At 55.2% G+C, this 23,778-nt stretch carries 23 protein-coding genes and 1 tRNA gene; 10 read left to right on the top strand and 14 right to left on the bottom strand.

Features of this window, described 5'->3' with window-relative positions; translation table 11 throughout:
- Positions 1-70: 70 nt before the first annotated feature.
- Positions 71-385 (bottom strand): co-chaperone GroES, encoded by a 315-nt coding sequence (locus SH467x_RS13575; protein ID WP_482367645.1) that lies wholly within the window; start codon positions 383-385, stop codon positions 71-73.
- 271 nt (positions 386-656) lie between these two features.
- Here SH467x_RS13575 and SH467x_RS13570 point away from each other — a divergent pair, with 271 nt between their 5' ends.
- Positions 657-1,532 (top strand): zinc ribbon domain-containing protein, encoded by an 876-nt coding sequence (locus tag SH467x_RS13570; RefSeq protein WP_482367644.1) that lies wholly within the window; start codon positions 657-659, stop codon positions 1,530-1,532.
- 69 nt (positions 1,533-1,601) lie between these two features.
- Positions 1,602-2,243 (top strand): hypothetical protein, encoded by a 642-nt coding sequence (locus SH467x_RS13565; RefSeq protein WP_482367643.1) that lies wholly within the window; start codon positions 1,602-1,604, stop codon positions 2,241-2,243.
- Between the two features lie 4 nt (positions 2,244-2,247).
- Here the strand turns inward: SH467x_RS13565 and SH467x_RS13560 are convergent, their stop codons facing one another.
- Both SH467x_RS13560 and SH467x_RS13555 read right to left on the bottom strand, forming a co-directional pair.
- Positions 2,248-2,436, bottom strand: a complete 189-nt coding sequence (locus SH467x_RS13560; RefSeq protein WP_482367642.1) for a hypothetical protein — start codon at positions 2,434-2,436, stop codon at positions 2,248-2,250.
- Positions 2,437-2,521: 85 nt separating this feature from the next.
- A complete protein-coding gene (locus SH467x_RS13555) occupies positions 2,522-4,696 on the bottom strand; it encodes an alpha-amylase/4-alpha-glucanotransferase domain-containing protein (protein WP_482367641.1) in 2,175 nt (724 codons plus the stop codon).
- A gap of 268 nt (positions 4,697-4,964) precedes the next feature.
- Here SH467x_RS13555 and SH467x_RS13550 point away from each other — a divergent pair, with 268 nt between their 5' ends.
- Positions 4,965-6,377: a DUF1570 domain-containing protein gene (locus SH467x_RS13550; protein ID WP_482367640.1), complete on the top strand. Its 1,413-nt coding sequence runs from the start codon at positions 4,965-4,967 to the stop codon at positions 6,375-6,377.
- A 36-nt stretch (positions 6,378-6,413) separates the two neighbouring features.
- Here SH467x_RS13550 and SH467x_RS13545 read toward each other — a convergent pair whose 3' ends face one another.
- The gene (locus SH467x_RS13545) at positions 6,414-7,484 is read right to left on the bottom strand and encodes a glycosyltransferase family 4 protein (protein WP_482367639.1); all 1,071 of its coding nucleotides are present in this window, start codon (positions 7,482-7,484) and stop codon (positions 6,414-6,416) included.
- Between the two features lie 149 nt (positions 7,485-7,633).
- On the opposite strand from SH467x_RS13545, the gene SH467x_RS13540 reads away from it, so the two are divergent.
- Positions 7,634-7,707: transfer RNA gene (locus tag SH467x_RS13540), tRNA-His, on the top strand.
- A gap of 829 nt (positions 7,708-8,536) precedes the next feature.
- On the opposite strand, the gene SH467x_RS13535 is transcribed toward SH467x_RS13540, so the two are convergent.
- From SH467x_RS13535 to SH467x_RS13520, 4 genes are all read right to left on the bottom strand, one after another.
- The gene (locus tag SH467x_RS13535; protein ID WP_482367638.1) at positions 8,537-8,707 is read right to left on the bottom strand and encodes a hypothetical protein; all 171 of its coding nucleotides are present in this window, start codon (positions 8,705-8,707) and stop codon (positions 8,537-8,539) included.
- A 110-nt stretch (positions 8,708-8,817) separates the two neighbouring features.
- Positions 8,818-9,282 carry a hypothetical protein gene (locus tag SH467x_RS13530; RefSeq protein ID WP_482367637.1) on the bottom strand — a complete coding sequence of 155 codons (465 nt, stop codon included), beginning with the start codon at positions 9,280-9,282 and terminating at the stop codon, positions 8,818-8,820.
- A 3-nt stretch (positions 9,283-9,285) separates the two neighbouring features.
- A complete protein-coding gene (locus SH467x_RS13525) occupies positions 9,286-10,326 on the bottom strand; it encodes an RHS repeat domain-containing protein (RefSeq protein ID WP_482371373.1) in 1,041 nt (346 codons plus the stop codon).
- A gap of 836 nt (positions 10,327-11,162) precedes the next feature.
- Positions 11,163-11,327: a hypothetical protein gene (locus SH467x_RS13520; RefSeq protein ID WP_168164482.1), complete on the bottom strand. Its 165-nt coding sequence runs from the start codon at positions 11,325-11,327 to the stop codon at positions 11,163-11,165.
- A 442-nt stretch (positions 11,328-11,769) separates the two neighbouring features.
- On the opposite strand from SH467x_RS13520, the gene SH467x_RS13515 reads away from it, so the two are divergent.
- Complete coding sequence (locus tag SH467x_RS13515; protein WP_482367636.1) at positions 11,770-11,913, top strand: hypothetical protein; 144 nt, start codon at positions 11,770-11,772, stop codon at positions 11,911-11,913.
- Positions 11,914-12,081: 168 nt separating this feature from the next.
- Here SH467x_RS13515 and SH467x_RS13510 read toward each other — a convergent pair whose 3' ends face one another.
- The 5 genes from SH467x_RS13510 to SH467x_RS13490 form a co-directional block, all read right to left on the bottom strand.
- Positions 12,082-12,897 (bottom strand): metalloprotease, encoded by an 816-nt coding sequence (locus SH467x_RS13510; protein ID WP_482367635.1) that lies wholly within the window; start codon positions 12,895-12,897, stop codon positions 12,082-12,084.
- An 18-nt stretch (positions 12,898-12,915) separates the two neighbouring features.
- Positions 12,916-14,229: an aminotransferase class III-fold pyridoxal phosphate-dependent enzyme gene (locus SH467x_RS13505; protein WP_482367634.1), complete on the bottom strand. Its 1,314-nt coding sequence runs from the start codon at positions 14,227-14,229 to the stop codon at positions 12,916-12,918.
- On the bottom strand, positions 14,226-14,735 hold the full coding sequence (gene coaD, locus SH467x_RS13500; protein ID WP_482367633.1) for a pantetheine-phosphate adenylyltransferase: 510 nt from the start codon (positions 14,733-14,735) through the stop codon (positions 14,226-14,228). The genes SH467x_RS13505 and coaD overlap by 4 nt, the downstream gene beginning before the upstream one ends.
- Positions 14,736-14,803: 68 nt before the next feature.
- Complete coding sequence (locus tag SH467x_RS13495; RefSeq protein WP_482367632.1) at positions 14,804-15,571, bottom strand: hypothetical protein; 768 nt, start codon at positions 15,569-15,571, stop codon at positions 14,804-14,806.
- Positions 15,572-15,699: 128 nt separating this feature from the next.
- Positions 15,700-16,890, bottom strand: coding sequence for an aminotransferase class V-fold PLP-dependent enzyme (locus tag SH467x_RS13490; RefSeq protein WP_482367631.1), 1,191 nt, complete (start codon positions 16,888-16,890; stop codon positions 15,700-15,702).
- Positions 16,891-17,227: 337 nt separating this feature from the next.
- Between SH467x_RS13490 and SH467x_RS13485 the strand changes: the two genes are divergently transcribed.
- From SH467x_RS13485 to SH467x_RS13465, 5 genes are all read left to right on the top strand, one after another.
- On the top strand, positions 17,228-17,425 hold the full coding sequence (locus tag SH467x_RS13485) for a hypothetical protein (RefSeq protein ID WP_482367630.1): 198 nt from the start codon (positions 17,228-17,230) through the stop codon (positions 17,423-17,425).
- A 46-nt stretch (positions 17,426-17,471) separates the two neighbouring features.
- On the top strand, positions 17,472-18,239 hold the full coding sequence (locus SH467x_RS13480; RefSeq protein WP_482367629.1) for an alpha/beta hydrolase: 768 nt from the start codon (positions 17,472-17,474) through the stop codon (positions 18,237-18,239).
- 163 nt (positions 18,240-18,402) lie between these two features.
- Positions 18,403-20,742, top strand: coding sequence for an Orn/Lys/Arg family decarboxylase (locus SH467x_RS13475; protein WP_482367628.1), 2,340 nt, complete (start codon positions 18,403-18,405; stop codon positions 20,740-20,742).
- 264 nt (positions 20,743-21,006) lie between these two features.
- Complete coding sequence (locus SH467x_RS13470) at positions 21,007-21,807, top strand: NRDE family protein (protein WP_482367627.1); 801 nt, start codon at positions 21,007-21,009, stop codon at positions 21,805-21,807.
- Positions 21,808-22,080: 273 nt separating this feature from the next.
- Positions 22,081-23,376 (top strand): glycosyltransferase family 87 protein, encoded by a 1,296-nt coding sequence (locus SH467x_RS13465; RefSeq protein ID WP_482367626.1) that lies wholly within the window; start codon positions 22,081-22,083, stop codon positions 23,374-23,376.
- On the opposite strand, the gene dtd is transcribed toward SH467x_RS13465, so the two are convergent.
- A complete protein-coding gene (gene dtd, locus SH467x_RS13460; protein WP_482367625.1) occupies positions 23,339-23,776 on the bottom strand; it encodes a D-aminoacyl-tRNA deacylase in 438 nt (145 codons plus the stop codon). The two genes, SH467x_RS13465 and dtd, sit on opposite strands and share 38 nt — an antisense overlap.
- Positions 23,777-23,778: the final 2 nt, after the last annotated feature.

Genomic DNA, 23,778 nt, shown 5'->3' with positions numbered 1-23,778 from the left:
AAGTTGTATTGTTTTGGAAGTTGTGCTGTTTTGGACTGAAACCGAGCGCTCGGTGTAGAACGGACCGGGATTAGCCGAGAATGGCAAGAACTTCGCTTTCGTTCATCAAGAGATATTCTTCCCCGTCGACCTCGATGTTCTCCCCTGCATAGCTGGTGAAGAGAACAAGATCCCCTACTTTGACTTGCAACACCGATCGACTGCCATTTTCGAGCATGCGGCCATCGCCGACGCTAACCACTTTGCCGCGGGTGGGGCGATCCTTGGCGCTATCTGGCAAGAAAATTCCTCCGCTTGTCTTTTCCTGGGATACTTCGCGTTGAACGACGATGCGATCTCCGAGCGGAACAAGCTTGACCTTGGACTTCTCTTTTGTTGCGGCCATGTAGTAGGACTCCGTTGAGGGTGTATCGGAAAGGGAACTTCAATTGACGGTTGGCGGCACGAAGCCTCGAATGCGAATGGGCTACGCCAAAACGGCACGCCCAAATCGGGAGGAAGTTCCTCGGAGCAATCCGTGTGCCATTCTGTTTTCTGCCTCGGCCGTTTGCCGTCGGGAATTCGCCACAAATCCTTGCAGGCTCATTGTTTCCCACGCGATCGCAGCTCAGAATAGACGGGTGTAAACGTCGAACTTTTCCCTGGAATCCCTGAGAATGCCGATCCGTGTCACCTGCCAATGCGGCCAGTCCCTTTCCGTTCCCGACGAAATGGCTGGCAAGAGTGGACGTTGCCCCAAATGCAAAGGGGTCTTGAAGGTCCCTGCAAGCCAAGGGAATCCGGTTGCCGCATCGACGACTGGGGCGGCCGCTCCCAAGGCCACTTCGGAGGCCACTCCTAAGACCTCCGCCAAGACCTCGGCCGCGGGTTCGGCTTCCCCCGCCCCCAATTCAAACCTCGCCGGTCTCTTCGACGACGTGGGACTAGTGACCAAGACGGGCAAGATGTGCCCCTCCTGCGACTCGCCTTTGGATCCCCGCGCCGTCCTCTGCATCCATTGCGGATTGAATTTGGCAGAAGGGAAAAAGCTCGATGGATTTCAGGCCAAGGCACAGAAGAAGTTTGGGAACAAACACCTCAACGAAGCCGCCGAAATGATGGAACGGGAGCAAGCCACCGAAAAGCGACTCCTCGGTGCCGGAGCCCCGTGGTGGATGATGTTCAGCATCTTGGCGGGAATCGTGATCTTCATCGCCGGGCTCGCGATCAAAATGGATGCCGCCACCTCCGGGAAAACATCGTCCATCGAATTGCTCCGCCGCATCCAGTCCGCAACCTACCTGACGGTGATGTCGGGCTCCTTTGGCGCTGCCATGGTCGCCATCTCGATCTTTGCCTCGTTGGCTATTCTCATCACCGCATTCAAAGAGTCGGCGAAGCAAGGCCTCCTGTCGATGTTCGTTCCTTTTTACATTCTTTACTACATGTTTTCGAGACTGTTCACCAAGAACCTCGTTACCACGGTTATCATTTATTGGGTCTCCTCGCTCCTCGGCGGCATCCTACTCGGTTATGCCATGCCGCGGATCTAACTCGGTCTCTTCTCGCTTCTCGGTCGTCAGCTCTCTCTTCTTTCGAAGGCCAACGCATCTATGTCCAGGATGGATACCCTCTTTTCGGTCTTGGTAGTGCTAGGCCTATTTCCGTCTGCACATGCCATCGGTCAAGTCGTCCAGCTTCCAACACTGGGAACGTTCTCCATCTCTGGCGGAGCGTTAGTACCCGATTCGGGAGGCGCCTACCTGGGTGGGTACGGACGCGGCAATACCGGCAGCTCTCGCAACCCGGCCGGAACCGCTTCCGGACAATCGCGCAGTGCGATCGGCACGTCCATCCACACAACCATCATCGATCTCGACGAGCTAGATCGCATGATTCGGTCGCAGACCCAACCCAAACAGACCAAACTGGCGATCACCCCTACCAAAGTTCAGTCCAACTCGATCCGCTCCAAGGCGTCCTACGACGTGCCCCCGAGCTACGCATACTTGATGGCGATGAGCCATTCACCCGTCGACGATCGCAAAGCGCTCGACGATGCCCAATACTATCTGAATCTTGCAGATGAAGCTCGGCGGAAACAAAGATGGTCCACCGTGGAGATGTACTACACGCAGGCTTGGAAAGCCCTGCCGGAAGGCCGTCGCGAAAGCGCCATGAAGGCCTTGCTGGAAGCGCGCGAGGCAGCCGTCGTCTTGGAACAACAAAAAGGTGCGGCGAGCAAACCTAGCTCCAGCCGGTAGCCTTCTAGGCCTTGACGTCGATTCCGCGCGAAGGAGCGGTGGGGATCGACTGGATCAATTCGACGATCGCCTCCCCCTGCTGCTTGGCCACGCTTTGTTGCTTCGCCATCAACGCGGTCGCGATAGCTTGATCGCTCTCGGCGCTCTTGCGAACGACATCGAGTGTTTGCGATACGATCGGTGACAATTGCATTTTCCGAACCTCCAATGACTTCCCGGGATGGCTTCGATCGAAATCCAAGCGATGATCGCATGGTGCGAAGCCTGTTGCTTGGTTGCTAAAAACTGGCGTTGGCAAACGATAATTGCGCGGCGCGCGAGTTGGGCTCATGCTCGCAGGTCGCAATCAAATCCATCGAGACGCACCAACGACCTTGGGCATCTCCCACCACATTCCAGTGGGGAAGCACACAAACCGATTGATGCACCAGCTCGAAGCCACCCTCGCTTTGACTCACGGTCTCGACTGGGAAACACCAAAGATTCGTCGGCCGATTCCATGTCATCTGGATATTGGCCCCGAGCCATTGATCGATCATCCCCAGATAATCGCGTCCCTCCAAACTCAAGGTCGATCCGAGATGCCCCATTCGTTCGGCTCTCTCATCGTAAAAGAAGCGATCGTCCGCTCCGGAGGGCATCCCTGCGAAATTGAACTCGACGCCGAAGTGAAAGGATCGATCCTGGGGCAGGCCCTCGATGAGATAGGTGATCTCCAGTGCATGCGAACCTGCGAACAAAGTGATCCCCTTGGTCAAGGTCAATGGCGTCCCCCAAGCGTTACCGGTTCGCTTCATTTGAACTTGAATCTTTCCACTTCCTCGACGCAATTTGGCATCAAACGGAAGCTCGACAAAATCGCCTCGCTCGATCGCATCCCCGTCGCGAACTTGCTGAACCGAAATCTGGTCATCGAAGAAATGATCCATCAATGACTTGCGAGGATATCGATCGTACTGAACGCGTTCGTGGAGCCCCTCTTGCTTGAACACCACGCGATCATGGATACTCGATGCACCTGAGTGGTTTTCTGTCGCTCCTGCCAGCACCTTGGCATGATAGGGTTCTGGTCGACGCTGGATGCTCGCTAACAAATTGTGTTCGATCCCTCGGACATCCAACTCGTAAAGCATTCCGCCTTTGGACGGTGCGAAGTAGGAAATCAATTGGCCGTTCGCCAAGCGGATCTCGGGGAACAGATCTTTGTTGTAGTCTTCGGTGGTGACATCCACCCATTCGTCTGCAGGATTGGAAAGACGATCCAAGATATTGTCGGCAGCGATTAGCTCCTTGTAGGTCGCGTTGCGCAAGTGCGGAAGATAGATTCCTCCAAACGCGCCGTGCCAATACGGACAATTGCATTGAGCGCGATAGAGATGATCTTCTGCCTCGCTCAACAACCGCTTGTCCTGGTTGCTGCGACGGGCAAACTCCAGCTTGCGACTCACATCGAGCATCCGGCAATACATTTCATTCGCTTCGGAGTACTTCACGCGGAAATTGCGCCAGAAACCACCCCGCAGAAACGGATGAATTTGAGGCCAGCGGGAGTCGCATTGCAATTCGTGAACAATCGCGTCGTAGGCCGATTGCCGCTCGACGGGCAAGGCCCATTCGGTCATCTCTCGGTACGAACAATCTGGAAGGTAAACCGTCCCGCGCGGCAATGTCTCTGTGATCACCTCCGACGGGGTCGACATCTCGAGCCAATCGCGATTGCTGTCGAGCAGTTCAAAGAATTGCTGCAACCAACCTCGCTCGTAAACATGCTCTTTCGTATTGGGCCAGGTGCCAAATTTCTCGCCATCGTCTCCGAAGACCAAGACGGCCCCCGGTGTTCTCTCCGCGACTTCCCGGCAGTACTGGATCGTCTCGATCGGAGACGCAAATGGAATCAGATAACGGAGTCGTTCGCTCCCTGGAAAGACCCGCAGTACATGACCATCGTCTTCGGTGAGGAAATAGTTGGTCAGTTGAGGGTCCGTCCAGCCCGCCGCTCGAAAGTGATAATCGTCGAGAATGGTGTATTGCATGCCCGCCGGTACCAAATCTCGCACGAGTTGGCTTTCCCAAACCCGTTCCGGCATCCACATACCCGCAATGACGGTATCGAACCGATCCTGCAACCAGCGTGTGTATCGCGTTATCTGTCCGATTCGATCCCGACTCGGAAGCATGGTCAGGATCGGCTCATAAAAGGGACCGCCGACAATCTCAATCCGCCCCGCATGAACCAATCGCTTGACACGATCCAAGTACTCCGGATGCCGCTCCTCAAGCCACAACATCAACGGACCGGATGTGTGCAACGCGACTTTCAAATTCCCGAATGGCTCAAAGACATTCAAGAAGGGAAGATAGCTGTCTTGATAAGCCTGCTCGATGACTCCATCGAAATTACCATTGGGCTGATGGTTGTGGAGAACAATACAAAGCTTGACTTGATTCTTCATGTTCCGCTCGAGTCGTGCCGGGGATAACGGTTTTGCTGGCTATTCGGGTTGCTGCAAACCGGCTGTTACAACGATCCGCCTCGGAGTATTCGGCAGAACTGCCACCGAGCATTAAAGATCCTGAGGCAAGCTGCGGCCTTCTCGCATTGCGGGGCCGAAACAATCGGAACGACATACTAAGTTTGCAATATTGGAACGGTTACCGCAGCCCACTTCGGTGTGCACGACTCGCTTCGCCTGACAAGCCCCTGGATTGCCGAGGTCGATCATGTCTTCTCATCCCAATGCACCCTTTCGATCTAGCACCCCCGTTCGGGCCGCGAACAACCTGTTCGTGCTGATCCTGGGAGCTCTCGCACTCCCTGGTGCTGGGGTCACGCTCTTCTATCACCCTCTCACGGGTGCATGGATTCGCCATAAGCTCACTCAAAGCTCGTCGAATGCCCCCCTCCCGAGCGATTCTCCTAGCACGCCATCGAACCAAACCTCAACGCCCGAGTCGGATTCGAGCGCACTTCCCCAGGATCGCTCGGCGCCCCCTCTCGAATCTACCACCGACCCCACAACCGCCCGCACCGCGCCCCTCCCTCCCGAACGTCTGGTCTCCACCCCAGGACCCAATCTCGAGCCTCACTCCTCGACGTCCCCTCCGATCGAGACGCCCCCAGCCCGCACCTCCCCGCAGCTCCCCGTACTAAGACTTCAAACACGTTTTGGCGCGATCGATGGCATTCCCATCGCCCGATTCTCCGATGAGATCTGGGTATTGCAAAAGAACGGTGCGATCCAGCAAACACCCGTTAAGGAAGTTACTGGCGAACTTGTTCTGGATAGAGCCTTTGCACCCGCTCCCGTATCGGAAATGGCAACCAGCCTGCGACAAGAGTTTGGAGGGGGATTTCAAGTTCGATGGGAACAACCCTATCTGTTTGTGACACGTACCAGCGGGAGCGCTTTTTGGGGCGAGAAGTTCCGAAGCTTGCAAGCTTCCATGAGACAATTCTGTCGCCATTATGGTCTGGCAACGCGCGAACTCCCGTTTCCCCTCGTCGCGGTGATACTCGGGAGCCAGACCGAATTCCAACAGTACTGCCGGACCCATGACATCGCTGTTCCGGAGACGTGTGTGGGGATCTATTCGCAGAAGTCCAATCGCATCGTCCTATTCGACACGCCCAAAACGGGCGAATCCCAAAATACGGTGGAGACGATTTGCCACGAAGCGGCACATCAACTCGCGTTTAACTACGGGTTGCACCAGCGATGCGCTGCAACCCCATTGTGGCTCGCAGAAGGGTTCGCGACGATGTTCGAAGCGCCCCGGTATGCGGAGCCGACGAACCATCATCTGTCCCCTTGGCCAGCCGAAAGGAAGGCGGCATGCAAACGGCTCGCAACGGACCCTGCGCAAACGAAAAAAATCTTGGAGAGCCTGCTACGCAATGACAACGCATTCGAGCAAACTCCGGACGAGGCCTACGCATTGGGATGGGGATTGACCCACTTCCTTTCCACCACTCATCCGAAGAACTTTTCACAGTACCTGCGACGCGTTGGCCAATTAGAGCCTTTCGGAGAAAGTGGAGCGGCTGCGCGGTGGGAAATGTTTCAACAGTCGTTTGGAAGCGACACCGCCAAGCTCACGTTGGCGCTGACGAAACACCTCGAATCGCTTCGATAGAACGCGGGTAATCTTCGAGCACTTCCAACAGGTTGCCTATCTCTGCGACCCAATGGCTTCCTTGTAAATTGCCAGCAGTTTCTCGGTGACTTTATCGGCTCCACAAAGCTGCTGGGCATGGTCGCGAGCCGAACTTCCCATGGCAGATACGTGGGGAGAATCGGATAATTGAGACATGGCTTGTGATAGGAGCTCCGGCTTTTCCTTGGGCACTACCAATCCATCGATGCCATGACGCACCAATTCTTTCATCCCCCCTGCGTCGCTCACAATCGCCGGCAGACCTTGCAACATCGCTTCGATCAACGATCGACAAAGCCCTTCGGATCGGGAGGGCATGACAAAGGCATCTAAAGCGTGCAGATGGCTAGAGGCCGCATGCACATGCCCAAGCATCGTAACCCGGGACTGCACCTGGGGATCGCGAAGCAGCCTCCCGACCGTTTCGTCGTTGCCGCTTCCCATGATGACCCAATGAAGCTTCTCGCTGCGGTTCTGCTGGATTGCTTGAAGCAATACATCGATTCCCTTCACCGGGCGAATCGTCGCAATGGTACCGAAAAGGAAACGGTCTTGGGGGATGCGCCAAGCGGCTCGCGTGTCGGCCGACGTCTGGGAAGGAGGGCCAATGGAGACCGTGTTGTAGGTCACCGGACACCTGGAGATGGGAAAGCCGGATTGGACCATCGAAGCTTGGACAGCCAACGACTCGCACGCATGCCAGCGGACGCGAGGGTGAAAGAAGGTCAACCAATTTGCAGGATCGAACCTGGAGAGCCGTTTGGTGATCCCCCGAAACGAAACGACCGCTGCCTGCCGAGCGCGGGACAATGGCGACCAACCTTGAGCCAGATTCGCCCAAGCGAGCCCAAACGGGGTAAAGGATTGGATCACATCTGGCTGAAATTGCTCGATTCGTTGCCGAATCTCGCGAATGGCGGTCGGTGAAAGTTTCTGATGAGCGTGAATCCAATGGCTTTGAAACCGAGGGGCGAAAGGGGTCATATCCAGAAACTCGGTGCTGCAATTGCAAGCGAACACGTCATGTCCTGTTCGGCACAGTTCCCGCACGACCCCTCCGGGGGCAAAAAGCAAGAAAATTCGCATGGTTCTCCGTCGTTTCCAGAAGTTTCCGATCCCTGGCGAGTACGGGATATAGGCCGGGCCGGTCAAGGTCGAAAAGCTCCGAAACTTTTGACAGTTGACGGTAGGAAGAGGAGAGTCTACCATGCTCGCATTCGGCCAAAAACCGCATGGTGGTAGTAGCTCAGCTGGTTAGAGCGTCGGATTGTGGCTCCGAAGGTCGGGGGTTCAAATCCCCTCTATCACCCTTTCTTTTATTTCCCCAAAGCTTCGTTCGCCGAACGCCCCTCCTGAAGCGGTCCCATCGGGTGACCAACCCTGGGTGACGCGGCATTACTTCTTGGCCGTAAGCTTACCCTCTGGTTATTGGCTTATCCCAGCTACTTTCTGAAGGCCTTTCAGGACATACCGGAACCAAACGGCTACTGTTTAAAAAACCTTGTCGATGCACTTGAACGAACGCACAACTGCTAGCCAGACAAATCGTTTAACAGTCAGCCGGCAGGCGTACACGCACTTCCAAAGGTGAAGCCAAGCAGTCGTTCTTCATTTTGCTTTTCAAGGCCAGACACGCGACAAGATGGTCTTGGGAACAGGAGCGAATGTCCTGCAGCGCCGGAGCTCTATTGAGCCTTTCCGTCCCCTCCCCCTGCAGTGTTTTCGATCCGAGGATTTCATCCTCGATAATTCTCGCCCCCTTCGCCCCCGGCTCTGCGGGGGAGAAGGGCTGGGGATGAGGGGGAGAATGTGCAATGTCATAAGCTTGGTTCGACTCGATCACTCCCAAAGGGTGGCTATCTCCTATTCCTCATCATTCCCCCTCCGCGCTTCTCTGCGATCTCCGCGGTAAGCCCTTCTTCGCCCCGTTGCTCCAGTGCACTACCCACGACCTATCGCTTTCGCTGTTTTGGTATGAAATCGGTGACGGTCAACCGCGGAGAAGCGCGGAGTTGCTCTCATGTCGTCGGTGATAATGCGTACATTCCAAAGCGATTGGTAAACGCCCCGATTGCGTGGGTGCCTCATCGTCCGTTTCGCTGCGTTTTCTTTCGTCCCTAACGGGACTGACGCGATGATTATCCCCAAACCCAGCCTTGAAAGGCTGGGCTATTCTCTTCCGTCCCTACCGGGACTAAGAACACAATGCGATCGAGCGAAAGGCGAAGGCACCCTTCTTGCTCGCAAGCGGCTCGTTGGCCGCCATCTTGCGGCCCTTCGAGCGATAGACTCGGGGGAATTACTCCCACAAAAAAACCATAGAGAAAATGAAGGGGAAAACCAATTTCGGTGATCCCCGTGCCCCCGCATCGACGGATCCGTTTAATGAGTTGGTTTAGTTCTTATTGGTGAACGAATATCACTGCTCATGATCTTCTAATTCTGCGGAGCAAATTGAATGCAGAGCATCTGCTTCTTCAGCTAGTAAAAATCCTCTCTCCACTTCGAGTATTTCAAAATAAGCCTTCATTTGTTCAAGGAAATTTTCTGGCAACATTCTCCGTGTGACAGGATCTGATAGCCGTTTCACACACGAAGTAATTGCAAGCGACACGGAGTCAGTAGCAATTCTGTTGTTCAATACAGCCCACATCATAGGAAGCATGAAGCGAACCGAAGTCTCTGCAGAGCAATAATACAACAAATCTTTGAGCTGCCTCGCAGCTTGAGGCGGAATTTCAAAATTGTTGAATTCTGCCGCCCACTCAACAAGCTCTCGTGCCCGTCCACTATCTTCGGACACGAAGACCCTACTATCAGAACCTCCAATCCGCATCCAAATAGCTTTGGAACGCAGTACCCAGTCGATCTTCGACAGCATCATGTTTTATCTTATTGGCAAAACTTTTGGGAGCGCCTCAATATCGGCTCCCCAGCAACCACATTGCTGGTGCTTCTGTTTGCAGTAATTAACAGACGCTTTTGCGTCCGCAATTGCCTGCGCGTGACCGGCGTCGGTGACGCCGCCGAAGCATTGAGTCTGGAGGTCATTTCGAGACTTAAGACATTTTCTTCCCGTTTTAATCAATGACGAGATTGTACGACATCGCCTCGCCCATGCAGCAGGTTCACTTTCCAGCAGCTCTCTATCTGGACACTTCGTGCAATCGATCTCAGTGCATGAGTGCGGATAATCGCAGTAACCGTGTACCTTTGTTTGTGGATTTACATATTCTCCATTGTTACATGTATGCTCCTTGCAAACCACCCAAACAAGTATCGGTAAGGGAGGGGCGTATGGATTGACTTGATTAGCAATACTCCTATAGCAACGAGGTCGTGTCGATATCCCCCCGTATTTCGAGCACCAAGTTCTCGCTTCAAGGTTAGAGAAACTGGCACACGGAACTTCCGTGTATCCGGTAGGAGAAGTTGGATTTGTCACTGAATTCGCATTAGCTTTCGCATCATCATCTCCAGGTCTTTCGGCGGAAAGACCGTAAGGATCTGCTCCCACAAAAGTGGCGTTTCTGACAAATCTCGTAAGATTAGCATCATCTCGATACCCGATCGGATCCCTCCCCATAAACCGTCCAGCGATCCCACTCATCCACCTGGCACGGAAGTGATACAAGCCTAACGTCTGATCCCATTCACGTCCCGTGTAGGTGTAGCGATTATTAATAGCGGAACTCGAGAGGACCGAGCCTGAAGAAGTGGTTACTGCCGTGATGCTGTACTGCTGGTTTCTTTGGTAGTGCCAAGTGGCAGTGGTGGCTTCATCAGGGGACGGACCAACGCTGGCGTGGATGGAGTGCACGTGGAAGCACGGCCAAGCAAGAGTAGAAGCTTCGGTGCAACCGAAGGTTGCGTTTGGCTCTCCCGTGCGGGGGCGCGCGGAGCAAAGCTCGGGAGCTTTTTCAAGCATGGCGTTTTGGGGGTGCATAGCAGCAATTGTAACCAATCCCAACGCCGCTTGTAGCGATTTCGAACCGAGGATTCTCAGCGAGATAACGAATCGAGTGATCACGAGACGCATGGTGGCTATCTCCTATTCCTCATCATTCCCCCTCCGCGATTCTCCGCGATCTCCGCGGTAAGCCCTTCTTCGCCCCGCTGCTCCAGTGCACTACCCACGACCTATCGCTTTCGCTGTTTTGGTATGAAATCGGTGATGGTCAACCGCGGAGGACGCGGAGGATCGCGGAGTTGCTCCCGTGTCGTTGGTGACGATGCATACATTTCAAAGCGATTGGTAAACGCCCCGATTGCGTGGGTGCCTCATCGTCCGTTTCGCCGCGTTTTCTTTCGTCCCTAACGGGACTGACGCGATGATTATCCCCATACCCAGCCTTGAAAGGCTGGGCTATTCTCTGCCGTCCCTACCGGGACTAAAAGACCTATGCGATCGATCGAAAGGCGAAGGCACCTTTCTTAGTCGATTCGTTGATCCAATCGTAAGAGACGATTCGTGAACTGCTTGCGCATTCAGACGCGTACGCCTATCGGCTGACTGTTAAACGAAGAGGGCCCACAGGCGGTCGATTCCACCTGCTCGTCAACAATTCGTTGACAGTCTCCGAGGGTATGCAACCTCAAGCATTGAGGGGCACGCAAGCATGCTTGTTCTTAGAACCGGGTTGCTGAACAAGCCTTCAGCCAATAAAAAAACCGTCGGAAGGAAGCCAACCGACGGCTTTTGATTTGAGTTGCTTGGAGCAGATTTCCGGCAGAAGCCAGATGCCCGAGCAGAGCAACGTTTGATTAGGAAGGAGACTTGGTGGTCGTCTTCTTAGCAGCCTTCTTCTTAGCAACCTTCTTCTTGGTTGCGGCCTTCTTTGGTGCAGCCTTCTTCTTAGCAGCCTTCTTCTTGGCTACCTTCTTCTTGGTTGCAGCCTTCTTCGTTGCTCCAGCTTTTTTCTTGGCCACGGATATATCCTCCGAAAAGCGAAACTTAGTCGCTGCAGATGCGCCTTCCAGAAGCAGTTGGTTGGCGGTCTGGTCTCAGCAACCGATACTAAAAATCCCTTGTTGAACTCGCCTCGACTTTGACATCATGTCCTCCTCGCAATACGTTGCGAGGGAAGCCTGGGGTGGTTCCGCAAAGGAACAACATCCAATGTCGTATTTGTATAAAAGTCGAAACTTAATGCAACATCTTTTCGACAATTTTTCCACATAAATGAAACCAATTTTCCACGCACTCACACGCTCGCTTCTCACTTGCTGAACAAGCGCACGCGACATTGCGAATCGATCACCATGCATTCGCTCGCGCATCGCTTTGATGCATGCGCCACACATCCATGCGCTCCGTCGAACAGTCGAGTTCTTGACCTTTCACAAGCTCCCTCGTCTCATAGGTGCAACGATGTGTTCGCAGCTCGCATTGTTCCTCGACGCGCAGACCAAGCAATTCCTTGATTCTCTCGCAACGATCGCCAAGTCCCGCAAAATGTTCCACGCATCTGCTTGCACCACAACCGATTGGAGTTCGCGATGCGTCACGCTCTAACGCGCGCTGCGTTCGATCGCTTCGCTCCTCGAGAATCGATGAGGATGGATCGCCCTTCGCACATCGCGAGGCATGCGATCACCATCGATTCCCATCCCCTTCGAAGCGTGTTGAATGCGGTAAAAAAAATTTCAAAAATTCTTGCTCGCAACGTCCCTTCGAAGACCGTTACCAGACAGAACCACCTCTTCCCTGTTGCAGCATCTGCCAATTGGAGTACGCCAACGAAGCGAAGAACAAGGTTCCAATCGGGCCTCCTCCGGTTTGATAAAACCAAACGGCTACCAAAGCACCCACGATCACTCCGAGCATGCAGGCTTCTTGTAGTCCGTCGCGCCGCATCACGATGCCGATCAGATGCCGCGCAATCTGACCACCATCGAGTGGATACACAGGCAGCAAATTGAAGAGGGCCCACCAAATGCTACAGCTGACCAGAAAGTTGATCGCGCAGTACGAGTACGCATTGGATGGAAGAGGTAGTCGAATCCATTCCACTCCTAATCTCCCTGCGATATCGCTAAACATCCACACCGGAATACCACAACCGATCGCGATTGCACCTACCAACACTCCCAATGCGATCTGAATGGCAGGGCCGGCCGCCGAGATCACCAGATGATTGGCATGCGTAAGCCTCGTTCTCCTTCCCTGCCGCGCCCACAAAAGACCTGCTCCAGGAATGGCCAATCCCCCCATTTGATAGAGAACGATCTCCGCATCGATCCCAAAGTATCGGAAGGCGAGTGCATGACCGAGCTCATGTACCAAAATGCTTACAAACGAGCAGAGCACCCATATCAGAAGCAACAACGCAAAATTCGATGGCACGTTCATGGCCGTGAACGAGTCGTGCAACCCTCGTGCCTGCGTGTATCCAAATGCCGCGCTGAAGGCCCAGAACAACCACGTCACTCGCACTGGAAATCCGAACAGCTGGAATCTCCAGTCGTAACTGCTCGATTGCGGCTCACTCAAAAACATCGGTCTTCCCCTCTTTCGCTAAATCGCTTCCCAAGCAGCTCTCAATATCTTTTGTATCTCGTCCATTTCCGACTCGCTCACTACCAACGGTGGAATGATAGCGACTCGATCTCGATCCGGCCCGGTTAAATGCAAAAGCGCCCCCAAGTCGCGCGCGGCGATCACAAATCGACGCGCCCCATCCGCCGCGGCGCGCGACGAATCGAGGGCCGCGAAATCAATCGCACTGGCACTTCCACTCCCTACCACACTCCCCACCGGAAGGAACTTCACAAGTCCTCGACGGAGGCCTTCGTGCAGCCGTTCGGAACGAGAGGCGAGATCGGATTCTCGAAGCAACCCAAGCACCTGGCAAGCAATCGCGCACGAAAACGGATGCGCCGCGAATGTCTCCGACTCCAAATGTGGCTCCATCGCGTCGAGACAACGCTTGGTACCTACCACGGCTGAGATCGGCACCAGCCCACCACCCAGCGACTTGCCAAACACCCACATATCGGGCAACCATCCCGCAGCTGTCGCTCCAGACCACGCTGCGATCCGCCCCAGCCCCATTTGGATCTCGTCACTGATCACCAGCAGCCCCGCGTCGCGAGCCATCTCCACCAACCTGCGGTAATACCAAGAGGGTGCGAAGTAATATCCTCGCGCGCCGATCGCTGGCTCGATAAGGAGCATCGACAACCGATGCGCCTCTCGATCCAACAGCCTTGCGAAGATCTGCAAACTCCCTTCACACGCGTTCTCCAGCGATTGCCCGTCGCTCCTGCGAGGGAACGGAATCGCTCGCACCGCAATCGACTCGTCCGTGGTCCAATTTTCAACCAGGCCGCTGCGACGCGTATCGCTTAGCAAGCTTGCCCCCAAGGATCGTCCGTGGTAGCCCAAGTCGAAACGAACGACACCTCCGGATCGAGATGCGAACGCGATCTTCCAAGCTACCTCGATCGCACGCGCGCCCGTCGTCGAGAGCCATACACCCAACTCCGAGCCCAATGCGTGTGCATGAGCATCGGGCAGCTGTTCCTGAGTTCGTTCCGTCAACACGCTCTCTAACTGACGTCGGATTTGGCTCTCACCGCCGGGAAAATGAGCACCCCGAGCCGCTTGTTCCGACACGACACGAACAAGCTCCGGATGTGCATGCCCCAAGTTGTTGGCGGAATAGCCCGAAATGCAATCGAGATAGCGTCTGCCATCCGATGCCCAAAGATAGACTCCTTCACCACGCTCCCACATCATGCCTTCATGGGGGTCGTAGGGGCGTCCCATCCCGCGAGGACGCCCGTTCGGCTCCGACCTGCTGCCATCCCAACGCGCGCCCACGATCATCGAGAGCCGGTCGCTCTCATCTTCTTCATCAGTGGCTCAATCACGGAGACGGGAACGAACCGTTCCAGTGACCTGCCGTGCCCGAGCGCAGCAATCTGCTTGATCAAGGAACTGGATACGTGAGCGTATTCCTCGTCCGCCATCAAGAAGACGGTTTCGATTTCGGGATCCAACTGACGATTCGCCATCATCATCGTGAACTCGCCGGCGATATCGGTCAAAGGCCTTACGCCGCGAACCATGACTTTCGCCCCGACGCTTCGCACAAAGTCGACCGCCAGCCCATCGAAGGCTTCGATGCGCACATGCGGCAAGTGCGATGTCACCAATCGGAGAAGTTCCAAACGTTCCTCGGTATCGAACAACGATTGCTTCGCGGAATTCACACCGATCCCAATGATCAGCGCTTCATACAGCTGCGCACTTCTTTCGATGATATGGAGATGTCCCAGCGTGACCGGATCAAAGGAGCCGGTGTAGACGGCGATCTGAGGTCGAAGAACCATGCTGAATTCTCTTTCTCGACGTGCTATCTCGACGTGCTATCTCGACGTCGTCGAACAGCCAGAACGAACTATTCGAACTTCGAACTCACCGAGGCTTTGCCCATGTGCAGGAAGGCAATCAAATAGAACCCAATGAGCACCAATCCCCAGATGATGATCCCAGCGAGTGCCGCGACGGCGATGATTTGGAAGAACGCCGCGGGATCGAAATCCGGGGCTCCTTGTCGATTCAGTTCGCGACCAAACTCGTCTTTACCGATCTCCATGACTTTCCACGTTACATATCCACCGACGCCCGACTCGACCATTTTGAAAGGAATCATGAAGGCGGAGGTGCCTCGCACCAAACTCGCTCCGATCTTCTTGCGTTGCAATCCAAAGATCCCTCCCAGCAACATCAACACCGAAACGATCATACTCACCAGTTGCAAAGCGATCTGAATCGCCATGGCACCGGGGAACGCATTCTGGGCCGCTTCGGTGATCCGTCTCACGCGCTCTTCGTCATCCATGTCATCCAAAGCCGCTCCGTCCGCGTCACCTTCCGCTTCCGCAGCCCCATCCCCTTCCACCATCGCACCGGCATCTGTCGCACCGGCATCCGCCGCATCGCCGTCGGCATTGCCCCCGACTCCGGCTGCCGTGCTCGTCACCGCCAGGGCACCGATTGTCTGCACCAAACCGATGCAACCACCTGCAACGCCGAGCACTCCAAAGACAACAAACATGATCAATAGAAACTTGGTAAAGCCTCCAAGGGTTTGATCCGTCGCCTTCGCGTCGAAATTGGAAGCGACCGAAGCGTTGTAAGGATTGGTCGGTGAAAACTGGCTCATAAGAAGTCGGTGTGGGAAAAGGACTCGTGAAAGAAAAATAAAGTGACGCGCCAACGCAATGGTATCGCGCGGGGGCAGCCTACGAGTCCATCGATACCCAACTTCTCAAAGATCTAGTTATCGAAGATCTAGTTATCGAGTATTTGGGACCGAATCGCATCGCAAAGCCGCTGAACGTCTTCCGCGTTATTGTAGGCATGCGTTGCGACGCGCAAACGTCCATGACGAACACTTGTAACCACTTTGTTCCGAATAAGTGCGTTCCGAATCGCTTGCGGATCCTTCCCTGCGATCTCGAAGGAAACGATTCCGCTGCAATGTGTGGATAATCGGTCTGCTGTTTCCTTATCCCGATGCACGATCGCTCCCAAGCTTCGCAGGGACTCTTCGATGCAGTCGGCATTCTCCAGAACCGCTGCCGCAACCCCGTTGCCGGCTTGATGGACGCCAAGGTCTAAAAGAAGCCGCAAGCTCGCTTCCAAACAGACGATACCAAGATGATTGGCTGAACCTCCTTCAAACCGCGAGGCATCGGATTTGAATTGAACCTCGGCATTTTGAAACCGATGTGCTCCTTGTACCGAGTTCCAACCCACCATGCGATTCTCCAGCTTTGCGAGTCTTTCACGGCGGATGTAAAGAAGCCCGGCTCCTTCGGGCCCTAGCAACCATTTGTGTCCATCGGCCGCCAAGTAGTCGATAGGGAGTTGGGACACATCGCATGAAAACACTCCCAATCCCTGGATCGCATCCAAGAAAAGCTCGGCACCCCTGGAGTGAACCAGGTCGCACACCTTTGGCAAATCGATTCGATAGCCGGACGAGTAGCCAACCCAACTGATGCTCACCAGTCGCGTCGCCGAATCGATTCGTTCAGCCAAGCCATCGAGCGACACGATACCCGATGGATCGACCGGCACCACGCGAACCTCGACCCCCGACCGAGAGAGCTCCAGCCAGGGGAGCAAATTGCTCGAAAACTCATTCTCGATGACTACAACATTGGGCCGGGCAACATTGGGCCGCGCAACATTAGGCAGGGCGGAACTGGAGTTGGAGGAGAACCATGGGAATGCCGAAGCGATGAGGTTGATCGCAAAGGTGGTGTTGGGGACCAAGGCGATTTCGTCGGCATCGCACTGGATGAGCGCAGCCGCGCTTCCGCGAAGCCGGGCTGCGATCGCCGACCATTCCGGCCAGGAACAATCCCCGCTCTTCTCGGCTTGACTCAAGAAAACTCTCCCTGCCTCTGCAGCGACAGAGGGGAGAGGCGCGACCGCAGCGTGGTCGAAGTAAGCCCACTCACATGTCACCGGCATGTGGCTACGAAGCGTCCGACGAACCTCCGAAGAGGAAGGGAATTCTTGCATTTCTAAGGAGGTTTTGTGCGACATCGGCAGTCCAGTCATAGGGGGTGCACCGCGGATTCCGCCGGCAGCTAAGGGAATTTGAAGAAAAAAACAAGAGCTTCGTCTGGGGCGATGACAGTCGAAAATCTTCAACTATACTAGCCTCGGTCCTCAGCCCACTAGACCACCCCTCGTCATCCTTGATTTTCATCACCTCGAGCGCTTAACCGACCGCCTTCAATGCGTATCATCCGATCGAGAACCCGGCCTTGGCTGGGCACTTCCTTGCAATGCACCGAGGTTGTTGATGCCTAGAGCTTTATGTTTGAGCGGTCTTGTCATCGCCGGCCTCGTATTCTTGTTGTTTCTCGTCAATCTCATCATGAGCCTTGCCGGCATGGGGTCGCTCTTTCGTTACCAGAGCCTCTTGATGGATCTCGTTTTTCTCGTTTGTTCTGGTACGTTGGGCTATCTCAGCTGGTCCACCTTTCGCGAACTAAAGTAAAAAGCCGCGAATCCAAGTAACACGTCGAGAATTGAAATAACAAGCCATGAAATACGATCCCGATGCTTGGTCGTTCTCCCGACCTTGCTTGGGAGGTTTGAACACCGCGTTCATTCTCCCCGCGAAAGCCGCGCCGCGTTACCTTCTCACGTTGATGCACGGTTTCGGAGCACCGGGTACCGATCTCGTCAATCTCTTTGACGATCTCCTCTATTATTTACCGGACAACACAGCCCCGTTCGCGTTTCTTTGCCCGGAAGGCCCGATCGATTTGGAGGACCAAGGCATTCCGGACGGTCGAGCTTGGTGGCCCCTCAACATGGCCCAGCTTATGATGATGTCCGCGACCAACTCGTTCGATGCCATGCGAGAGACCGTTCCTCCCGAACTCGATGACGCGAGGCAACAACTACAAAACTGCATCGACGAAGCACGGAAATCCATCGCCTCGGACTTCAAACTCGAAGGCACCCTACCTGTGGTGCTGGGAGGATTTTCCCAAGGAGCTATGCTCGCGACCGATACCGCTCTGCGCGGTTCGCTCACGGACGTGTCGGGATTGATCGCCTACTCGGGTGCACTGATTTGTGAATCGCGCTGGCGCAAGACCTCCAACCCGGTTCGCAACTTGCCCCTCATTCAAAGCCACGGACGCTTGGACAACATCCTGCCGTTCGCCACCGGGCAGTGGCTTTATGAGTTGCTATCCGAGCTTGGATTCGATGGCAAGCTGCTCGAGTTCGACGGCCCCCATACCATTCCGAGCGAAGCCATCTTGCAGACGGCGAAAATGCTGCACACGATCGGAGCCTAGCGGAACGCTCCGCTCAACCGTCCAACGGCGGCCCTCTTGGAATCGTCGGTGAAATTGCGATTTGCCGCTTTCCTACTTGCTTCTGCTCCGGTACTTTGAAGCATGCGATGGGGGGGGTAAGCCCCATGATTTCACGCGGTTGATACCTCGAAGAAGGTTCTTTATGAAGTTCAAGTTTCCGGTTGTCATTATCGACGAGGATTTCCGTTCTGGCAATGCATCCGGATTGGGTATTCGGGCGCTCGCCGATGCCATCGAACGAGAGGGTATTGAAGTCGCCGGGGTTACCACCTTTGGCGACTTGTCTCAATTCGCTCAACAACAGAGCCGCGCTTCGGCCTTCATCCTCTCGATCGATGACGACGAGTTTGCGAATGAGAAATCGATGGCCTCGGCGCTGGAGAACATCAGGAACTTCATCACCGAGATCCGTTTCAAGAACGCGGACATACCGATCTTCTTGTACGGCGAGACCAGAACGTCGCGTCACATTCCGAACGACATTCTTCGAGAGCTGCATGGATTCATCCATATGTTCGAGGATACCCCCGAGTTTGTCGCGCGGCACATCTTGCGCGAAGCCAAGGCGTATCTCGACGGACTGGCCCCTCCCTTCTTTCGCGCGATGGTCCATTACGCTCAAGACGGCTCGTACTCCTGGCACTGCCCGGGGCACTCCGGTGGGGTCGCATTTCTCAAAAGCCCCGTCGGTCAGATGTTCCACCAATTCTTTGGCGAAAACATGTTGCGAGCCGATGTGTGCAACGCGGTGGAAGAGCTAGGCCAGCTCTTGGACCATACAGGTCCGGTCGCTGCCTCCGAACGAAACTCGGCTCGGATCTTCGGTGCTGACCATTGCTTCTTTGTCACCAATGGGACCTCGACATCGAACAAGATCGTGTGGCACTCGACGGTCGCTTCCGGCGATATCGTCGTCGTCGATCGAAACTGCCACAAGTCCGTGCTTCACGCCATCATCATGACCGGAGCTGTCCCGGTCTTCTTGACTCCCACCCGTAACAACCTTGGGATCATCGGCCCGATTCCATTAGAGGAGTTCCATCCCGATAACATCCAAAAGAAGATCGAGGCGAACCCATTTGCGCGCGAAGCGCAGGCCCAGCACCCAGAGCGTCGCCCTCGCATCTTGACCATCACGCAAAGCACCTACGACGGCATCGTTTATAATGTCGAAGAGCTTCGACGCATGCTCGATGGCCAAATCGGCACCCTTCATTTCGACGAAGCTTGGTTGCCGCATGCCGCCTTCCATCATTTCTACAAAGACATGCATGCGATCGGCCCTAACCGCCCCGCTCCTAAGGAGTCGATGATCTTTGCGACCCACTCGACCCACAAACTGCTAGCGGGGATCTCGCAAGCATCGCAGATTTTGGTGCGCGAGCCGCAATACAAGAAGCTCGACCGCCATACGTTCAATGAAGCGTATCTGATGCACGCGTCGACATCGCCGCAGTACGCGATCATTGCCTCCTGCGACGTAGCCGCAGCGATGATGGAGCCACCGGGAGGGACTTCGCTCGTCGAAGAGTCGATCATGGAAGCCCTCGACTTCCGACGCGCAATGCGCAAAGTCGACGACGAATGGGGCAGCGATTGGTGGTTCAAGGTTTGGGGCCCCGACACGTTGGCCGAGGAAGGAATCGGAACGCGTGAAGATTGGATGCTCCACACGAAAGACTCATGGCACGGGTTCGGCCGCGTCGCTCCCGGCTTCAATATGCTCGACCCCATCAAAGCGACCGTGATCACCCCGGGCTTGGACGTGTCCGGCCAATTCTCGGAAACCGGAATCCCCGCTTCGATCGTCACCCGATACTTGGTCGAACACGGAGTCATCGTCGAGAAGACTGGGCTCTACTCCTTCTTCATTATGTTCACGATTGGAATCACCAAGGGACGTTGGAACACACTTCTCAGCTCCCTGCAGCAGTTCAAGGATGACTACGACAAGAATCAACCGATGTGGAAGATTCTCCCCGAGTTCTGCCAACAGTATCCCAAGTACGAACGAATCGGGCTCCGCGATTTGTGCCAACAGATCCACGACACCTACCGCAAGCACGATGTGGCGAAAGTCACGACCGAAATGTACCTCTCCCCGATGCAACCCGCGATGAAACCATCCGATGCATTCGCCATGATGGCTCACGAGGAAATCGATCGCGTCGAAATCGATCACCTCGAGGGAAGAGCCACCGCCGTTCTCCTGACCCCCTACCCACCCGGCATTCCTCTCCTTATCCCCGGCGAGAGATTCAACAAGTCGATCGTGGAGTACCTCCGATTCGCACGCATGTTCAACGAGCAATTCCCCGGCTTCCACACCGACATCCACGGTTTGGTCGAAGAAGAAGTCGACGGGAAACGTCGTTGCTACGTCGACTGCGTCCGAACCAAAGACTTGGAGGACATCATGGCGGCCGACGAAAGCGAGATGGCAGCGTTGCCCCTGGTGATCACACCGGGTGCCATGGGTTAGCCCATGCTCGGCTAGGGGCGGGCGATCCCCCCAAAAAATCGATCCGGAGGTCTGGAGAAACTAGGCAAATGCCCCCTTCGGTTATTAACAAGTATTCCACAATTTATGCTAGCATCTGGAAAAAAGGGGGGTGACTTGGGGGTATCGGTCAGGTTAGATTAGTGACCGTCGCGAGCCACGTAATAGCACTCTGTATGTGCGATTAACTGCCGTTAGCCGTGGCTCGATTCTGAAGCTCCAACCATAGAAAGAGCGAATGTTGCGATGTGCTTGCTAGCCATTCAATATCGCGTGGTTTCTGAAAGCCCAATACTTGTAGCAGCCAATCGAGAGGAGTTTTTTGACCGACGGAGTACAGGCCCGAGCATCCAAGCTGGCAAGCCTCGAATCCTCTGCCCGACTGACCAACGAAGTGGCGGAACCTGGTTAGGCGTAAATCAACACGGTGTCTTTGTCGGGATCTGCAACCGACGAACACTGGAACCGCTAGGTAGCAACCGCTCCCGAGGATTGCTCTGCAAAGAGGTCCTCAAAGGGACCGACTCGCAATCCTGCATGGACCGCGCCCTCGAAGAACTCGACAAGCATCAATTTGAAGCTTGCAATCTGGTGATCGCAGATCGCGATCGAGGGTTCGTGATCCATCATGAGTACGAGAACGAAGTCATCGAGATGCGAGCTGGACTCAATATCGTTGGCGCACGAAATTTGAACGATCCACGCGATGAACGCGTTCAGCTTGCTAGCAGGCTGCTCACGCTCCAAACGCTGGACTCCCCCGTCAAGTTTCTTGCGGTGGCGAGCCGAGTCTTCGCGCGTTCCCCAACCCCCACCGGTAGAGCCAATATGGTGATGCGCGGCGCGGATTACGGCACTGTCTCGAGCACGCTCATTGCGTTGGGAGCCAAGCCCCGCGATGCCATTTACCAGTACTCCGATGGCCCCGCCGACGAAGCCCGTTACGAAGATTACTCGCCCCTGTTGCGAGATATCCTCAGCCGCGGCTTGAGAGAGTCGAAACCCAAAGCTGCTACCGTTGCCTCCGGCTTCGACGCGTTGGACTAAAGGCTCATCTCTCGCCTCCCTTCTTAGGCAACGATCTAGAGAACGCTTGGACATCCTCCCTATTCTGCTTCGACGAGGGTGTCCAAGGTTCTGATCGAAGGATTCCGCTTATTCCGATTCTATCGATCCCTCTGCGATCCTTACCCGGATCTTCTCCCCCGGCGGCCTCTTTCGCGCCCCACTCGCCTCGCCGCAACCTACGCTCCACCCATGGGGAGGAAATCCCCGACAACTGCTTTCTCTATTGATGCTCACCACCGCGAGTGGGTTCCCATGAATTTGGACAACTGCGCCAACGATTTCACATCGCCCCCGGCTGCGTCATCGCCCAACGGAACCCTCACCCCCGATCGTCGATTCCGGCGTTTACTCCCGGCGTTGGCATTTTTGGCAGTCGGGTGCATCTACTTGTTTTTTTCTCCCAACTTCCAATGGTCGCCTACTCTCCAAACCGTTCCGTACGGAGCGGACTTTTTGCAGGAATGGACCGGGGGGCACATGATCTGGAACGGACAGATCAACTCTGTCTATTCCGATGAATTCCTTGCCGTGCAGCACGACCGGACCATCACCGGTTTTGAGTGGGATCCGGAGCAATTTTTCCCACCGGTCTATCCACCCCCACACTATCTTTTGTTCTCTCCATGGGGAGCGATTCCCTATCGCATTGCAGTGTTGGGGTGGCTGGCGCTCTTGCTCGGCGCCGCGTGTCTCTCATCGATTCTTCTCCAGTCCATGGGAGGACAAGCATCGGGAGGACGTGGGTATCTTTGGATAAGCGTACTCCTCTTTCCGCCTCTGCTTCTGTCGATCACCCTGGGGCAAAAGAGCGCTCTCTGGCTCCTCCTCTTTGTGGTCGTTTGCCGTTGGATAAAACAGGATCGCTGGTTTGCAGCCGGACTCCTGGCCGGCCTGATAACGATCAAGCCGACTCTTTGCTTTCTCCTCCCACTCCTGATGATTCTCGACCGCCGATGGCGATTTTTGGGCGGCATGGCTCTATCGACCGCGGTCCTTTGGGGAGCAGCTATTTGTATATTCCCGCAAGAAGCGTGGGGTGGGTTCCTCGCCATTGCATCGACCGCCGGTCGCTACACCGACCAACATGGTTTTCATCTCGACTGGTCTTGCAATCTCATCAGCTTGGCGAGCAGTCTGCCTATCGGATGGTCCGCTTGGGGAAAGATGGCCATCAGTCTGCCGCTAGCCCTCTACGCGCTGCTGGCCGCGGTCGAAGTGCGATCGAGCTGGAACGATCCCAAACGCTGGATGACTTGGATGCTGGCGACCATTCTGCTCAGTCCCCATTTCTATCACTACGACCTGTGCATCCTTTTGCTTCCGATCGTGTGGATGTTGGCGACCGAAACGCAACGAGGCATTTGCTACTTCGTCACCCTTTCGCTCGCCCTGATGCTCGCGCCCGAGGTGTATGCGCTTTGGCAAATTCCCCTCCTGCCCATTGTCTTGCTCGGCATGCTGTGCGAGCTTCGATTGTCTCCTCGACTATCCAGCCACACATCGAGCATTTTCATCGCTCCACGATCAGTGTTACCGGACCGTCGTTGATGAGCGATACCTGCATATCGGCTCGAAAGACTCCTTTCGCGACCGAAATGCCTTGCGCGGCAATTTGCTCGCAGAAGAATTCATACAGTTCGTTAGCGATGCCTGGCTCCTCCGCTTGATCGAAGCTAGGGCGCCGGCCCTTGATGCAATCGCCGTAGAGCGTGAACTGACTCACGATCAACATAGAGCCCGAAACTTCGCGAACCGATAGATTCATCTTCCCAGCTTCGTCGCTGAACGCTCGCAGTCCCACGCATTTTTCAGCAAGCCATTTTGCCGTTTCGCGGCTATCTCCTTTGCGGATCCCCAGGAGCACTAGCCATCCCCGATCGATCTTGCCCGAAACCTCTCCTTCGACCGTCACGGAGGCTTCCGACACTCGCTGCAACACCGCTCGCATAG

The organism is Brakhagea slesvicensis (assembly GCF_052161625.1).
Taxonomy (GTDB): Bacteria; Planctomycetota; Planctomycetia; order Pirellulales; family Pirellulaceae; genus JBKCUI01.
This window is presented reverse-complemented; position numbering and strand designations above follow the sequence as displayed.

Coding starts and splice junctions, on each gene's coding strand:
- SH467x_RS13575 (WP_482367645.1), bottom strand. CDS start 385: ATGGCCGCAACAAAAGAGAAGTCCAAGGTCAAGCTTGTTCCGCTCGGA.
- SH467x_RS13570 (WP_482367644.1), top strand. CDS start 657: ATGCCGATCCGTGTCACCTGCCAATGCGGCCAGTCCCTTTCCGTTCCC.
- SH467x_RS13565 (WP_482367643.1), top strand. CDS start 1,602: ATGGATACCCTCTTTTCGGTCTTGGTAGTGCTAGGCCTATTTCCGTCT.
- SH467x_RS13560 (WP_482367642.1), bottom strand. CDS start 2,436: ATGCAATTGTCACCGATCGTATCGCAAACACTCGATGTCGTTCGCAAG.
- SH467x_RS13555 (WP_482367641.1), bottom strand. CDS start 4,696: ATGAAGAATCAAGTCAAGCTTTGTATTGTTCTCCACAACCATCAGCCC.
- SH467x_RS13550 (WP_482367640.1), top strand. CDS start 4,965: ATGTCTTCTCATCCCAATGCACCCTTTCGATCTAGCACCCCCGTTCGG.
- SH467x_RS13545 (WP_482367639.1), bottom strand. CDS start 7,484: ATGCGAATTTTCTTGCTTTTTGCCCCCGGAGGGGTCGTGCGGGAACTG.
- SH467x_RS13530 (WP_482367637.1), bottom strand. CDS start 9,282: ATGATGCTGTCGAAGATCGACTGGGTACTGCGTTCCAAAGCTATTTGG.
- SH467x_RS13525 (WP_482371373.1), bottom strand. CDS start 10,326: ATGCTTGAAAAAGCTCCCGAGCTTTGCTCCGCGCGCCCCCGCACGGGA.
- SH467x_RS13515 (WP_482367636.1), top strand. CDS start 11,770: ATGTGTTCGCAGCTCGCATTGTTCCTCGACGCGCAGACCAAGCAATTC.
- SH467x_RS13510 (WP_482367635.1), bottom strand. CDS start 12,897: ATGTTTTTGAGTGAGCCGCAATCGAGCAGTTACGACTGGAGATTCCAG.
- SH467x_RS13505 (WP_482367634.1), bottom strand. CDS start 14,229: ATGATCGTGGGCGCGCGTTGGGATGGCAGCAGGTCGGAGCCGAACGGG.
- coaD (WP_482367633.1), bottom strand. CDS start 14,735: ATGGTTCTTCGACCTCAGATCGCCGTCTACACCGGCTCCTTTGATCCG.
- SH467x_RS13495 (WP_482367632.1), bottom strand. CDS start 15,571: ATGAGCCAGTTTTCACCGACCAATCCTTACAACGCTTCGGTCGCTTCC.
- SH467x_RS13490 (WP_482367631.1), bottom strand. CDS start 16,890: ATGCCGGTGACATGTGAGTGGGCTTACTTCGACCACGCTGCGGTCGCG.
- SH467x_RS13485 (WP_482367630.1), top strand. CDS start 17,228: ATGCCTAGAGCTTTATGTTTGAGCGGTCTTGTCATCGCCGGCCTCGTA.
- SH467x_RS13480 (WP_482367629.1), top strand. CDS start 17,472: ATGAAATACGATCCCGATGCTTGGTCGTTCTCCCGACCTTGCTTGGGA.
- SH467x_RS13475 (WP_482367628.1), top strand. CDS start 18,403: ATGAAGTTCAAGTTTCCGGTTGTCATTATCGACGAGGATTTCCGTTCT.
- SH467x_RS13470 (WP_482367627.1), top strand. CDS start 21,007: ATGTGCTTGCTAGCCATTCAATATCGCGTGGTTTCTGAAAGCCCAATA.
- SH467x_RS13465 (WP_482367626.1), top strand. CDS start 22,081: ATGAATTTGGACAACTGCGCCAACGATTTCACATCGCCCCCGGCTGCG.
- dtd (WP_482367625.1), bottom strand. CDS start 23,776: ATGCGAGCGGTGTTGCAGCGAGTGTCGGAAGCCTCCGTGACGGTCGAA.